The organism is Flavicella marina, assembly GCF_009193215.1.
Taxonomy (GTDB): domain Bacteria; phylum Bacteroidota; class Bacteroidia; order Flavobacteriales; family Flavobacteriaceae; genus Flavicella; species Flavicella marina.
In genome coordinates this window covers 99,541-111,983 of the sequence record NZ_VYVA01000007.1, presented here as the reverse complement: position 1 = coordinate 111,983, position 12,443 = coordinate 99,541, and the positions used below count along the sequence as shown (strand labels likewise).

Below are 12,443 nucleotides of genomic sequence, written 5' to 3'. Positions count from 1 at the left end.
TGGCTTAAAAGTTAGGTTTTAAACTATATTTAGCATAGAATTTATTTAAATGGTCTATGGCTTCATCTGCCGTGTCTACAATTCTAAATAAATTCAAGTCTTCTTCACTGATTGTGGCGTTTTCTTCTAGCAGTACTTTTTTAATCCAGTCGATGATTCCGCACCAGAAATCACAACTAACCAAAACGATAGGGAAACGACCGATTTTTTTTGTTTGAATCAGTGTAATAGCTTCGAATAATTCGTCTAGTGTACCAAATCCTCCAGGCATCACAATAAATCCTTGAGAGTATTTAACAAACATTACTTTTCTAACGAAAAAATAATCGAAATCTAAACTCATTCCGTTAGAGATGTATGGGTTGTCGTTTTGTTCAAAGGGCAATTCTATGTTTAGTCCCACAGAGGTTCCGTTTGCACGGTGTGCACCTTTGTTTCCAGCTTCCATAATTCCAGGTCCTCCACCAGTGATAACACCATATCCGTTTTTACAAAGCTTGTATCCGATTTCTTCGGCAAGTTTGTAATATTTGTCTTCAGGTTTTGTTCTTGCTGAACCAAAAATACTTACCGAAGGTCCAATTTTACTAAGTCTTTCATAACCTTCTACGAATTCAGACATAATTTTAAAGATGGCCCAAGAATCATTTGTCTTGGTTTCATTCCAGGTTTTTGGAGTGAATTTTTCTCGTATTTTTCTATCGTCGTTTGGTGTCATATTTCAGTGTTTTTGTGTTTAAAACTTAGAAAAATCGAGGTTAGCAAACCTAGATTCTTCTATAGCTTAATGATACAGTTTTTACATCAAGCTCGCAAGAGTTCTTTTTGTAAAAATTTTGCGGTATAACTTTTTTTGTTTTTGACAATGCTTTCAGGGGTTCCTGTGCAAAGAATTGTACCTCCTTTTTTTCCACCTTCTAATCCTACATCAATGATATGATCTGCAAGTTTGATTACGTCCATATTGTGTTCAATTATCAATACCGTATTTCCTTTGTCTGTAAGCGTGTTTAAAACTTTCATCAACACATTGATGTCTTCAAAATGCAGACCTGTAGTTGGTTCGTCGAGTATGTAAAAAGTGTTTCCAGTGTCTTTTTTAGATAATTCAGATGCAAGTTTGATACGTTGTGCTTCACCACCAGATAAGGTTGTTGACTGTTGTCCTAAGGTGATGTATCCCAATCCAACATCTTGAATGGTTTTAATTTTTTTGTAGATTTTTGGAATCGATTCGAAGAACACCACAGCTTCGTTAATGGTCATGTTTAGAACATCAGAAATAGATTTTCCTTTGTATCGAACTTCTAGCGTTTCTCTGTTAAAACGTTTGCCTTGACAAGTTTCACATTCTACATGAACATCAGGTAAGAAGTTCATCTCGATAACTCTCAGGCCACCACCTTGACATGTTTCACAACGGCCACCTTTCACATTGAAAGAGAATCTACCTGCTTTGTAACCACGAATCATGGCTTCTGGGGTTTTAGCGAATAAGCTTCTTATTTCACTAAAAACACCTGTATATGTTGCTGGATTCGAACGAGGAGTTCTTCCAATCGGACTCTGGTCAATATCAATAATTTTGTCGATATGTTCTAGTCCTTTTATAGAAGTGTATGGCATCGGTTCTTTGACACCTCGATATATATGTTTGTTTAAAATAGGATATAATGTCCCGTTTATAAGTGAAGATTTTCCACTTCCTGAAACTCCGGTTACACAAATCATTTTTCCTAAAGGAAACTTGGCAGTAACGTTCTTTAAATTGTTGCCACTGGCTCCTTTTAATATCAGTTCTTTACCATTGCCTTTACGTCTAGTTTTTGGTACAGTGATTTCTTTTCTTTTCGTTAAATAATCTGCCGTAAGTGTACTTTCTTTTTTCATTTCTTCAAAGGTACCTTTGCTTACGATTTCTCCACCATGTCTGCCTGCTCCAGGTCCAATATCAAGTACGTAGTCGGCGCATTCCATCATATCTTGATCGTGTTCAACAACCAATACAGAATTTCCAAGGTCTCTAAGTTTTACTAATGATTGAATCAACCGTTCGTTGTCTCTTTGGTGTAATCCAATACTTGGTTCATCTAAAATATACAATACCCCAACCAATTGCGAACCAATCTGAGTTGCAAGTCTTATTCTTTGTGCTTCACCCCCTGATAGAGATTTAGAGGTTCTGTCGAGTGTTAAATAATCGAGACCAACATCTAACAAAAACTGAATTCTTGTTTTTATTTCCTTGATGATTTCTGCACCAATTATTTTTTGATTATCGCTTAGTTGAGGCTCTAGTTCTGCAAACCATGTAGCTAATTCATTGACATCCATTTTAGAAAGCTCAGAGATGTTTTTACCTAAAACTTTAAAATGTAACGATTCTTTTTTCAAACGATTTCCGTTGCAAGTAGCACAATTGCTTTCGTCCATAAAGCCTTTTGCCCAACGCTTTATTGATGAAGATTCACTGTTGTGGTATTGATCACTGATAAAGGCATTGATACCTTCAAAATCAATTTCGTATTTTCTTGTGACTCCTAAGGTTTTCGAATTGATTTCAAATTTTTCTTTTCCTCCATTTAAAATTACTTCTAAAGCTTCACTTGGAATTTTTTTAATTGGGTCTGTGAGTTTGAAGTTGAAGCGATCAGCGATTACTTGTAATTGTTTGAAGATCCAACTGTTTTTTTGTTCGCCTAAGGGAGCAAATCCACCTGCGGCAATTGAAATAGAATCATCCGGAACTAATTTTTGAAATGTTGTGTGCTTTACAACACCTAATCCGTTACAAGTGTCGCATGCACCTTTAGGAGAGTTGAAAGAAAAGGAATTCGGTTCGGGATTCGGGTAAGCAATTCCTGTAGTAGGGCACATTAAATTTTTACTGAAATATCTTGGTTTTTCACCTCGATGTTCGATTACCATCAAAATATTTTCTCCAGCATAGAGGGCAGTTTTAATGCTCTCTTCCAAGCGTTTTATGTTTTCTTTGTTTACAACCAATCTATCCACCACGATTTCTATATCATGTGTTTTGTATCGGTCTAGACGCATTCCTTTTTCAATATCTCTAATTTCACCGTCAACTCTTACTTTCACAAATCCTTGCTTCGAAATCTGCTCAAATAACTCACGGTAGTGCCCTTTTCTTGATTTAACAACAGGAGCAAGTATAATTGTTTTTTTGTCGTAGTAATCATTTAAGATAAGTTCTTGAATTTGCTCGTTGGTGTAACTCACCATTTTTTCTTCAGTCTCGTAAGAATAAGCATCGGCAGCTCTTGCAAATAATAATCGCAGAAAATCATAAATTTCTGTGATGGTTCCAACTGTAGAGCGAGGATTTTTGTTCGTAGTTTTTTGCTCGATAGAAATTACAGGAGACAATCCATCAATTTTGTCAACATCAGGTCTTTCTAGTCCTCCTAAAAATTGACGAGCATAGGCAGAGAATGTTTCTATATATCTTCTTTGCCCTTCCGCATAAATGGTATCAAAAGCTAAGGAAGATTTTCCACTACCACTTAAACCAGTAATAACTACTAGTTTTTCACGTGGAATTTTTATGTCAATGTTTTTAAGGTTGTGTGCTCTAGCTCCTAGAACTTCAATATATTCTTGCGTCTGCTCCATATTTTTTCAAAAAAACACAAAGATAACTTAAAAAGTAAAAATAACTTATCTGTTTGATGAGATTCCGAAATAGTTTTTCGTGTTTGTTAGTGAATATATTTCATACATTTGTTTGAGTATGATTCAGCACGTTTTTCAAAAATTAGGGTATGGTGTTTTCACTTTGTTTGGAGTGGCAACTGTCGTGTTTTTATTGTTCAATGTATTACCAGGCGATCCTGCTCGAATGCTTTTGGATCAGCGACAAGATAGTGAACAGCTGTTGAGTGTGAAGAAAAAATACGGTTTTGATAAATCACTTTCTACGCAGTACTTATATTATATTAATGATATTTCATTGGTTTCATTTCATAGTAAAAATCAAGATGATTTTACATTTTTAGATGTCGACAAATACAATGTTATGACTCAATTTTCCATGGGAACGTTTGTTATAGCTCTTAAAACACCATATTTGCGTAATTCTTTTCAGAAAAATGGGAAATCTGTTGGGAAAATAATTTTAGAAACATTACCCAATACGGCAATTTTGGCAATAGCTTCCATTGGGATTGCTTTGTTTATTGGAATTTTACTTGGGATTTTCTCTGCTTTGTACAAAGATTCTTTTTTTGATCGTTTTATAGCTGTTGTTAGTACGTTGGGTATGAGTTTACCCTCGTTTTTATCTGCGATATTATTTGCTTGGTTCTTTGGTTTTGTATTGAAAGAATATACCCATTTGAATATGACAGGAAGTTTGTATGAAGTTGATGATTTTGGAGAAGGAGTCGTGTTGCAGTTAAAAAATCTGATCCTGCCTGCGATAGTTTTGGGTATTCGTCCTTTGGCTGTTGTTGTTCAATTGATGCGAAATTCATTGTTAGAAGTTTTGAATCAAGACTATATTCGAACTGCTAAGGCAAAAGGATTGACTGGATTTCAAATCATTAAAAACCATGCTTTTAAAAATTCATTAAATCCAGTAATTACCGCCATCTCTGGTTGGTTTGCTTCTATGTTGGCAGGGGCCGTTTTCGTAGAGTATATTTTTAATTGGAACGGACTAGGGAAAGAAATTGTAGAGGCTTTGAATACATTGGATCAGCCTGTAATCATGGGGGCAGTGTTGGTAATCGCAAGTTTGTTTATTTTGATAAATATTTTTGTAGATATTGTTTATAGTTGGTTAGATCCAAAGGTTAGAATTGACTAAATGTTTTGGTCGAAAACGTTTAAGTATTCCTGTATTCATAAAGCTTTTTTATCTAAGGATTTAGCTGTAAGTTTGTGGTCTTGTTATAGGTGAAATCTTATAACGTTAAAAACGTAAAAAAAGATGAGAAAACATATAGTTTTTCTTTTGTTAATAGTGCTAGTGGCTTGTACCAAAGCACAAGATAAAACCCATTTTTCTAAAAAGGCTTTAGGTGATGTAATGCTAGATACAGAAGGGAATGAGTTCACGTTTGCAAAGATTATCAATAGTTATAAAGGCAAAAAGGTAATTATTGATATTTGGGCGTCTTGGTGTGGAGATTGTATCGCAGGAATGCCTAGGGTAAAAGAACTTCAAGAAACATATCCGGATGCTATTTATTTATTTCTTTCCTTAGATAAAGATATAGCTTCTTGGAAAAAAGGAATTAAAAAATACAAAGTAGCAGGAGAACACTACTTTATTCCGAATGGATGGAGAAGTGATTTTAATAAATCGATAGATTTGGATTGGATACCAAGATATATTGTGGTAAACCCATCAGGTGAAATTAGTTTATTTAAAGCTACGAAAGCCATAGATCCGAACCTCGAAGAGTCAATAAAGGAAAAAGTATAAATTAAAATAAACGATTAAAATAAATAAAATGAGAAGTAAAATTGTAGCAGGTAACTGGAAAATGAACAACGACTTAGCAGCTTCAAAGGCGTTAGCTAATGGATTGGTAGAAGGTTTAAAAGATAAAAACTTAACTAACACAAGAGTTGTTGTAGCTCCAACGTTTGTAAACTTAACTTCAGTAAAAGAAGTTACAGAAGGTTCTGTTGTAGAGGTTGCTGCTCAAAATATGCACCAGGCAAAGAGTGGTGCTTTTACAGGTGAAATTTCTGGAGAGATGTTGACTTCTATTGGTTTGAAATCTGTGATTTTAGGGCATTCAGAAAGAAGAGAGTATTTTGGTGAGTCTGATGCATTGTTGGCAGAAAAAGTAACTGCTGCTTTGGCAAATAACTTAGAAGTAATTTTCTGTTTTGGAGAGGTCTTAGAAGATCGTAAATCAGGAAATCACTTTGCTGTAGTAGAATCTCAAATTTCTAATGCATTGTTTGGTTTAGAAGCTGCAGCTTGGAAAAATATTGTTTTGGCATACGAGCCAGTTTGGGCAATTGGTACAGGTGAAACTGCAAGTGCTGATCAAGCACAAGAAATGCATGCATTTATCAGAAAAATTGTAGCTGATAAATATGATGCTGCTTTGGCAGAAGAGGTTTCTATTTTATATGGAGGTTCTTGTAAGCCTGGTAACGCGAAAGAAATTTTCTCTAAAGAAGATGTAGATGGTGGTTTGATTGGTGGTGCTGCATTGCAAGCTACTGATTTTATTGCTATTATTGAAGCAATTCAATAAGTATAGATAAAGATAAAAAACACCGTTAGCTTTTGGTTAACGGTGTTTTTTTATGCAATATTTTTAAGCAAAGATTGTGGTGTAAAGTCTAAGTTCTAACTATCTTTGCAGTTCTAAATTTATAAGGTATGAATGCGATTTATTATGGTTTTACTTTTGTGGTAACGCCTAGAGAGCCAGCAACAGAAATGTTAATAGCTGAATTAGGTTATGCAGGTTTCGAAAGTTTTGTTGAAAATGAAGAAGGAGTGATTGCATATATTCAAAAAGAAGAGTTTAACGAAGAACTGTTGAAAGAGGTGTATGTGTTGAATTCTGAAGAGTTTGATATTCAGTATACGCAAGAAGAAATAGAGCAAGTGAACTGGAATAGTGAATGGGAAAAGAACTTTTCTCCAATTCAAGTTGATGAAAAAGTTTCGATTAGAGCACCGTTTCACGAAAACCCAAATCTCGAGTATGATATTGTAATCGAGCCGAAAATGAGTTTTGGTACAGGACATCATGAAACAACTCATATGATGGTGCAGCATTTATTGGATTTAGATTTAAAAGGTAAGAAGACCTTAGATATGGGATGTGGAACAGGAATTTTAGCAATATTTGCTGAGATGAAAGGAGCACAGCCTATCGATGCCATTGATATTGATAATTGGTGTTATTTGAATACAGTAGAAAACGTAGAAAGAAATGATTGCAAGCAAATTACTTCGTATGAAGGAGAGGCTAGCTTGTTGGAAGGAAAGCAATACGATGTGATAATTGCAAACATCAATAGAAATATTCTGTTAAATGATTTGGCAACATACGGAGCTTGTTTGAATAATGGCGGTACCTTGTTGTTGAGTGGTTTTTATGCTGAAGATATTCCGCTATTAGATGAAAAAGCTTCAGCTTTAGGCATGAGATTGCAGCATCAGTTAGAAAGAAATAAATGGGTTTCTTTGCGATATTTAAAAAATGCGTAATTTTGTAACAGTCTAGAAAAAAGTTAATTAGTATAACTATAGAAGATGAGTGTAAAGGAAAAAATTCAAGAAGAAGTTGATGTCTTAGAGATGTTGACACCGAAGCATGAAATTGTTTTGCATAATGACGATGTGAACACTTTTGATTTTGTTATTGATGCATTGATCAGTGTTTGTGAACATACCCTTGAGCAAGCAGAGCAATGTACTATACTTGTGCATTACAAAGGAAAATGTGCAGTGAAAACCGGTGAGTATAAGGAGTTAGAGCCTAAATGCTCAAAACTTCAAGAGTTAGGGCTTTCGGCTGAGATTGTTTAAGAAAATTAAAATGAATACAAAACAGTGACCGAATTTGGTTGCTGTTTTTTTTGTGAATTTTATACTTTTCAATTGATAGAAAAATTAAAATAACTAGTTTTGTTGGAAACGAAAGAGGCTTCCTATGTTTTCAAAACTCAAGAAAAAATATACCCTTAAGAGATATCAAAAAGAGAAATTAGCTTTTTCTAAGGTATCTCGCAATAGAAATACCAAAGTAATTAAGAGTATTGGAGTTTTGATGGAAGAAGCTCAGTTACTAAAAAGCAACCAAACTTTGAATGTTTTAACACAAGAGTTCAAAATTCCGATGGAAAATATTGAGCTTTTGGTCTTTAAACCTTTTGAAAAAAAAGAAACATATGCTGACTTTGAGATCAATGAAAAGGACTTTGGTTGGTATGGAAGTTTAAAATTAAACAAGCTTCAGGAATTTGTTAAAAATGAATACGACTTGTTGATAAATTACGGATTTGAAGAAAATTTATATTGGAATATAATAACTTTGCACTCTCAATCAAATTTTAAAGTAGGGTTTGCTTCACAAGAAGAAGCGCTTTACGATTTGTCAATTTCTGATCAGGAAAGAAATTTAGATGTTCTTACCAAAGAGATGGTCAAATATTTAAAGATTTTAAAGAAAGTATAATGCAAGCATTTTTAGGAACTGGTACCGCTTTGATAACTCCATTTAAGGACGATAAAAGTGTTGATGTCGCTGCTTTAGAGCAATTGGTAGATTTTCAAATAGAAAATGGAGTCGAGTATATTGTAGTTCTAGGTACTACGGCAGAATCAGTAACATTGACTTCTGAAGAAAAAGAGCTTGTGAAGAATACGATCATCGCTAAAAATTCAGGTCGCGTGCCTTTGGTGCTTGGAGTTGGAGGAAACAATACTTCAACTGTGATCAATGATTTAAAAACTCTTGATCTTTCTGGGTTCCAAGCGATCTTGTCAGTATCACCTTATTACAACAAGCCATCGCAAGAAGGTATATATCAGCATTATCTTGCGATTTCAAATGCGAGTCCTGTTCCGGTGATTATTTACAATGTTCCTGGTAGAACTAGTTCAAATATTGCTCCAGAAACCGTTGCTAGGTTGGCTGTTGATTGCGAGAATATTATCGCTGTTAAAGAAGCTGCTGGTGATTTGGTTCAAGCGATGAAATTGATTCAATTAGTGCCTAGTGATTTCTTAGTAATATCTGGGGATGATATGATTGCATTACCAATGACTTTAGCAGGAGGTGGCGGTGTTATTTCTGTTTTAGGTCAAGCATATCCTAAAGAGTTTTCTGAAATGATTCGACTTGGTTTGGATAAATCGGTTTCTGAATCTTACAAACTGCATTATCAGATGATGGAAGTTGTAGATCTTATTTTTGAAGAGGGAAATCCAGTAGGTATTAAAGCATTATTGTCTATGTTGGATGTAATTGGATCTTCAAATGAAGTTCGTTTGCCATTGGTTTCTGCAACAGAAACTTTACAAGAAAAATTAAGAAAGTTCGCGCTGGCTTATTGCGAATAATGAATTAACATATTTTTAGGAGGTAAAACCTTTGATTTTCTCAGTTTGAGCTTATTTTTGAGTTTGTTATTCTGTAAAAAATGACTTTACTAATTCATAAATAATGATTAATTTTGCAAAATGCTTAAATTGAAACAACTAATTCTTTTACTGTTTGTCGTAATCCTTTCTTCTTGTAGTGAGTACAATAGAGTGCTTAATAAAGGAAGTCTAGGAGAGAAATATAAGATGGCGACTGAGTTGTATGAAAATCAAAAGTTCGACAAAGCTCTGCGTTTGTTTGAGATGATTACTCCTGCATATAAAGGGAAACCTCAAATGGAACGTATTCAATTTATGGTTTCTCAATCTTATATGAACACAAAAGATTATGCTAATGCTGCATATTATTTCGAGCGTTTTGCCTCGAATTATCCAAAAAGTTCAAAACGAGAAGAGGCATTGTTTTATGCAGCGAAATGTCATTTTTTAGCTTCTCCGAAATACAGTGTAGATCAAACAGAAACTAGAGAAGCTTTAGTAGCATTTCAAAAGTATATCAATTTGTATCCAGATTCACCTCGTATGGCTGAGGCAAATGAAATGGTGAAGGCTTTGCAATACAAATTAGAAACAAAAGCATTTAAAATAGCCAAGCAGTATTTCGATATAGGGTATTTCTCATCTGCAGTTGTAGCGTTTGATAATCTAACATCTGAATTTTTAGGAACTGAATATAGAGAAGAAGCGTATTTCTACAAATTTAAGTCGGCTTACGAATTAAGTATGCGAAGTACTTTTCTTAAGAAATATAAACGTTTGGTTGCTGCTGAAAAAGCATTTGAAAAATTAAAAAGAAATTATCCGAATTCAATATATCTCGAAGAATCTCAAGATTTATTGGATAAAGTATTAGAAGAAAAAGCATTAATATTAAGTTAATATATATTTAAAATGGATCACAAAAACACGAATGCACCAGATACTACAGTTACTTATGATAGATCTAAAGTAGAAGAGCCTACACAGAATATCTATGAGGCAATATCTATCATTGCAAAAAGAGCTGATCAAATCAATGGAGATTTGAAAAAAGAGTTGGTTGAGAAGTTAGATGAGTTTGCTACGTATAGCGATAGTTTAGATGAGGTTTTTGAAAACAAAGAACAAATCGAAGTATCTAAATTCTACGAAAAATTACCAAAAGGGCATGCGTTAGCTGTTGAAGAGTGGTTAAACGATAAAGTTTACTTTAGAAATTCAGCTGACCAAAAAGAATAGTAGATGAGTGTTTTAAAAGGTAAAAAAATTCTTTTAGGTGTAACCGCAGGAATTGCAGCCTATAAAACAGCACATCTAGTTAGATTATTTATAAAAGCAGGAGCCGAAATCCAAGTGGTTATGACTCCTGCTTCTAAGGATTTTGTCACTCCGTTAACCTTATCTACGCTTTCGAAAAATCCAGTTCATTCTACGTTTTATGAAAAAAATGAAGAGAATGAATTGTGGAACAATCATGTAGATTTAGGTTTATGGGCAAATTATATGTTGATAGCGCCAGCTACAGCAAATACACTGTCGAAAATGACACACGGAACAGTTGATAATTTGTTATTAGCTGTTTATCTTTCAGCCAAATGTCCGGTTTACTTTGCACCAGCAATGGATTTGGACATGTTTAAACATCAATCTACAACTGATAATATATCTAAACTTCAAGAGTTTGGAAACCTTTTAATCCCTGCTGCAAGTGGAGAGCTTGCAAGTGGGTTAGTTGGAGAAGGACGTATGGCAGAACCAGAAGATATCGTTTCGTTTATGGAAAACGATATTTTAGAAAAACTACCTTTAAAAGGTAGAAAAGTATTGCTTACAGCCGGCCCTACTTATGAGGCGATTGATCCAGTTCGTTTTATTGGGAATCACTCTTCAGGGAAAATGGGTTTCGAACTCGCATCAAGAGCGGCTGAGTTGGGAGCGGAGGTTATTTTGGTATCAGGACCAACTTCTCAGACAATAAAGCATTCATTGGTTAAGAGAGTTGATGTTGTTAGTGCAGAAGAGATGTACGAAGCCGTGTTTTCGTATTATGACAACGTTGATATCGCAATTGCTGCTGCAGCAGTTGCAGACTACACTCCAGTAAACAAGGCAAAGCAAAAAATAAAAAAGAAAGAAGGGAATCTGCCAATTGAGTTGAAAGCAACCAAAGACATTTTGGCTGCTATGGGAAACTCTAAGAAAGAACAGTTTTTGGTTGGTTTTGCATTAGAGACTAATGATGAGGTAGCGAATGCAAAAGGAAAATTGGCACGTAAAAATCTTGATTTGATTGTTTTGAATTCTTTGAATGATAAAGGTGCGGCATTTGGTGGTGATACGAATAAAATTTGTGTGATTGATGCATCCAATAATATTGCTGAATATTCGTTAAAGTCTAAAGAAGAGGTTGCTTCTGATATTTTTTCTGAGATTCTAAAAAGAACGGATGTTTAAAAAACACATTACTATATTTTTATTTTTTTGTTGTGTCTCTATTTCGATGGCACAAGAATTAAATTGTACTTTTTCTATCAATTCAGATCAAATTGGGGTCAGTAATAAACAAGTTTTTCAGACTTTAGAAAGGGCATTGTCCGATTTTGTGAATAAAAGACAATGGACAAATAAATCATACAAAAATCATGAGAAGATCGAGTGTGGGATGACGTTGATCATCAACTCGAGGAATAACAATACCTTTTCGGGTACCTTGCAAGTAAATGCGGTAAGACCGGTGTTTGGGAGTACTTATAAAACCCCCATATTTAACTTTAAAGACGATGCTATTTCTTTTGATTATGTTGAGTTTGAGCCGTTGATTTACAATCCAGCAACCTTTGAGTCAAACTTGGTGTCTTTGATGTCGTACTACGTGTATATGATACTCGCAATTGATGCAGATACTTTTCAGAATAAGGGAGGGGATGTGTACTACGAACAGGCCTTAGATATTGTTAATTTAGCGCAACAAGGAAATTATTCGGGGTGGGAGGCAAAAAGAAACTCTTTGAACCGTTTTTCCTTAGTAGATCTAATCATGTCCAATGCGCATAGAGAGTATCGACAAGTGATGTATCGCTATCACAGGTACGGTATGGATGTGTTTTCATCTGAACCGTTGGGCGCGAAAGTAGAGATAAAAGAGCAGCTGATGACGTTTGGAGATTTGTACAAAAGAAGTCAAAACTCATTCTTGTTCCGTATCTTTTTTGATGCTAAGTCGGATGAAGTAGTTGAGGTGTTTAAGTCAGGTCCGAAATTAGAGACTAAAGATTTAAGAGATTTGCTTAGTAGGGTTTCTGCGACCAATAATAGCAAATGGAAAAAAATGAAGTAATAGCTATTTTCAATAAAT

The 12,443-nt window shown here is 34.6% G+C and carries 13 protein-coding genes; 11 read left to right on the top strand and 2 right to left on the bottom strand.

What is annotated here, in order from left to right; all coding sequences use genetic code 11:
* Nucleotides 1-4: 4 nt before the first annotated feature.
* Entirely contained in the window at nucleotides 5-718 is a 714-nt protein-coding gene (locus tag F6P99_RS13160; RefSeq protein WP_152287958.1) for an LOG family protein, read from the bottom strand.
* An 86-nt stretch (nucleotides 719-804) separates the two neighbouring features.
* Complete coding sequence (gene uvrA / locus F6P99_RS13155) at nucleotides 805-3,636, bottom strand: excinuclease ABC subunit UvrA (RefSeq protein WP_152287957.1); 2,832 nt, start codon at nucleotides 3,634-3,636, stop codon at nucleotides 805-807.
* Between the two features lie 118 nt (nucleotides 3,637-3,754).
* Between uvrA and F6P99_RS13150 the strand changes: the two genes are divergently transcribed.
* The 11 genes from F6P99_RS13150 (at nucleotide 3,755) to porD (ending at nucleotide 12,425) form a co-directional block, all read left to right on the top strand.
* Nucleotides 3,755-4,831, top strand: a complete 1,077-nt coding sequence (locus tag F6P99_RS13150) for an ABC transporter permease (protein ID WP_152287956.1) — start codon at nucleotides 3,755-3,757, stop codon at nucleotides 4,829-4,831.
* Between the two features lie 123 nt (nucleotides 4,832-4,954).
* Complete coding sequence (locus F6P99_RS13145) at nucleotides 4,955-5,452, top strand: TlpA disulfide reductase family protein (protein WP_152287955.1); 498 nt, start codon at nucleotides 4,955-4,957, stop codon at nucleotides 5,450-5,452.
* Between the two features lie 28 nt (nucleotides 5,453-5,480).
* Complete coding sequence (gene tpiA, locus F6P99_RS13140) at nucleotides 5,481-6,242, top strand: triose-phosphate isomerase (RefSeq protein WP_152287954.1); 762 nt, start codon at nucleotides 5,481-5,483, stop codon at nucleotides 6,240-6,242.
* A 128-nt stretch (nucleotides 6,243-6,370) separates the two neighbouring features.
* On the top strand, nucleotides 6,371-7,210 hold the full coding sequence (prmA, locus tag F6P99_RS13135; protein WP_152287953.1) for a 50S ribosomal protein L11 methyltransferase: 840 nt from the start codon (nucleotides 6,371-6,373) through the stop codon (nucleotides 7,208-7,210).
* 45 nt (nucleotides 7,211-7,255) lie between these two features.
* Nucleotides 7,256-7,531 carry an ATP-dependent Clp protease adaptor ClpS gene (locus F6P99_RS13130; RefSeq protein ID WP_152287952.1) on the top strand — a complete coding sequence of 92 codons (276 nt, stop codon included), beginning with the start codon at nucleotides 7,256-7,258 and terminating at the stop codon, nucleotides 7,529-7,531.
* A gap of 124 nt (nucleotides 7,532-7,655) precedes the next feature.
* On the top strand, nucleotides 7,656-8,180 hold the full coding sequence (locus F6P99_RS13125) for a DUF6913 domain-containing protein (protein ID WP_152287951.1): 525 nt from the start codon (nucleotides 7,656-7,658) through the stop codon (nucleotides 8,178-8,180).
* Nucleotides 8,180-9,067, top strand: coding sequence for a 4-hydroxy-tetrahydrodipicolinate synthase (gene dapA / locus F6P99_RS13120; RefSeq protein WP_152287950.1), 888 nt, complete (start codon nucleotides 8,180-8,182; stop codon nucleotides 9,065-9,067). The genes F6P99_RS13125 and dapA overlap by 1 nt, the downstream gene beginning before the upstream one ends.
* A gap of 120 nt (nucleotides 9,068-9,187) precedes the next feature.
* On the top strand, nucleotides 9,188-9,988 hold the full coding sequence (locus F6P99_RS13115) for an outer membrane protein assembly factor BamD (RefSeq protein ID WP_152287949.1): 801 nt from the start codon (nucleotides 9,188-9,190) through the stop codon (nucleotides 9,986-9,988).
* 12 nt (nucleotides 9,989-10,000) lie between these two features.
* The gene (locus F6P99_RS13110) at nucleotides 10,001-10,327 is read left to right on the top strand and encodes a DNA-directed RNA polymerase subunit omega (protein WP_152287948.1); all 327 of its coding nucleotides are present in this window, start codon (nucleotides 10,001-10,003) and stop codon (nucleotides 10,325-10,327) included.
* A gap of 3 nt (nucleotides 10,328-10,330) precedes the next feature.
* Nucleotides 10,331-11,542, top strand: coding sequence for a bifunctional phosphopantothenoylcysteine decarboxylase/phosphopantothenate--cysteine ligase CoaBC (coaBC, locus tag F6P99_RS13105; protein WP_152287947.1), 1,212 nt, complete (start codon nucleotides 10,331-10,333; stop codon nucleotides 11,540-11,542).
* Nucleotides 11,535-12,425, top strand: a complete 891-nt coding sequence (porD, locus tag F6P99_RS13100) for a type IX secretion system protein PorD (RefSeq protein ID WP_152287946.1) — start codon at nucleotides 11,535-11,537, stop codon at nucleotides 12,423-12,425. The genes coaBC and porD overlap by 8 nt, the downstream gene beginning before the upstream one ends.
* The last annotated feature ends 18 nt before the right edge of the window (nucleotides 12,426-12,443 follow it).

Excerpts from the sequence above, each read along its gene's own strand:
- uvrA (WP_152287957.1), bottom strand. The coding sequence starts at position 3,636 with ATGGAGCAGACGCAAGAATATATTGAAGTTCTAGGAGCTAGAGCACAC.
- prmA (WP_152287953.1), top strand. The coding sequence starts at position 6,371 with ATGAATGCGATTTATTATGGTTTTACTTTTGTGGTAACGCCTAGAGAG.
- F6P99_RS13160 (WP_152287958.1), bottom strand. The coding sequence starts at position 718 with ATGACACCAAACGACGATAGAAAAATACGAGAAAAATTCACTCCAAAA.
- F6P99_RS13145 (WP_152287955.1), top strand. The coding sequence starts at position 4,955 with ATGAGAAAACATATAGTTTTTCTTTTGTTAATAGTGCTAGTGGCTTGT.
- F6P99_RS13130 (WP_152287952.1), top strand. The coding sequence starts at position 7,256 with ATGAGTGTAAAGGAAAAAATTCAAGAAGAAGTTGATGTCTTAGAGATG.
- F6P99_RS13150 (WP_152287956.1), top strand. The coding sequence starts at position 3,755 with ATGATTCAGCACGTTTTTCAAAAATTAGGGTATGGTGTTTTCACTTTG.
- tpiA (WP_152287954.1), top strand. The coding sequence starts at position 5,481 with ATGAGAAGTAAAATTGTAGCAGGTAACTGGAAAATGAACAACGACTTA.
- porD (WP_152287946.1), top strand. The coding sequence starts at position 11,535 with ATGTTTAAAAAACACATTACTATATTTTTATTTTTTTGTTGTGTCTCT.
- F6P99_RS13115 (WP_152287949.1), top strand. The coding sequence starts at position 9,188 with ATGCTTAAATTGAAACAACTAATTCTTTTACTGTTTGTCGTAATCCTT.
- dapA (WP_152287950.1), top strand. The coding sequence starts at position 8,180 with ATGCAAGCATTTTTAGGAACTGGTACCGCTTTGATAACTCCATTTAAG.
- F6P99_RS13110 (WP_152287948.1), top strand. The coding sequence starts at position 10,001 with ATGGATCACAAAAACACGAATGCACCAGATACTACAGTTACTTATGAT.
- coaBC (WP_152287947.1), top strand. The coding sequence starts at position 10,331 with ATGAGTGTTTTAAAAGGTAAAAAAATTCTTTTAGGTGTAACCGCAGGA.
- F6P99_RS13125 (WP_152287951.1), top strand. The coding sequence starts at position 7,656 with ATGTTTTCAAAACTCAAGAAAAAATATACCCTTAAGAGATATCAAAAA.